Below are 535 nucleotides of genomic sequence, written 5' to 3'. Positions count from 1 at the left end.
CATGGGAAAGGGTATTTTTGGCTGGCGAATACCAATTAGCAGGACCTTTAGCGGTTATGTTCCCAACATATCATAGATTTACGGCTATATCTTATAGAACTGCTATGGCAGACCTACTTATTGGTTTAGGAAAGCTCCTAGCTGAACTCAATGGAGTAGACGATAAATCTCATATAAGAAGAGATATAGTAGAAATTATTAAATATAAAGAGATATTAAGGGAATCAGCAATAGCCGCCTCTCATTTATCTGAAATTGATGAAGATACAAAAATTTCTATTCCGAACAGGATATTTACTAATGTAGGAAAATTAGTAGCTAATGAAGGGTATTTAGATGCAATAAAACATTTGGTAGATGTCGCAGGAGGGCTAGCTGCTACTCTGCCTTCTTCCCAAGATTTTATTAATGAAGAAGAATCTAAATATTTGAAAAAATATTTAGTTGGCAAGAAAGGAACTGATCCAATAATAAGATCTAAATTGTTATCGTTAACAAGAGAAATAATTTCTTCATTAGGGGCTTTATTTACTAC

The 535-nt window shown here is 33.5% G+C and carries 1 protein-coding gene; it reads left to right on the top strand.

The features are described 5' to 3' along the window. Nucleotides 1-17: 17 nt before the first annotated feature. On the top strand, nucleotides 18-535 hold a 518-nt coding region (locus tag Q0C16_RS03195), incomplete at its 3' end, for a 4-hydroxyphenylacetate 3-hydroxylase C-terminal domain-containing protein (protein ID WP_292319597.1).

Origin of the sequence: Caldisphaera sp., assembly GCF_023256325.1 — an archaeon.
GTDB lineage: Archaea > Thermoproteota > Thermoprotei_A > Sulfolobales > Acidilobaceae > Caldisphaera.
This window is presented reverse-complemented; position numbering and strand designations above follow the sequence as displayed.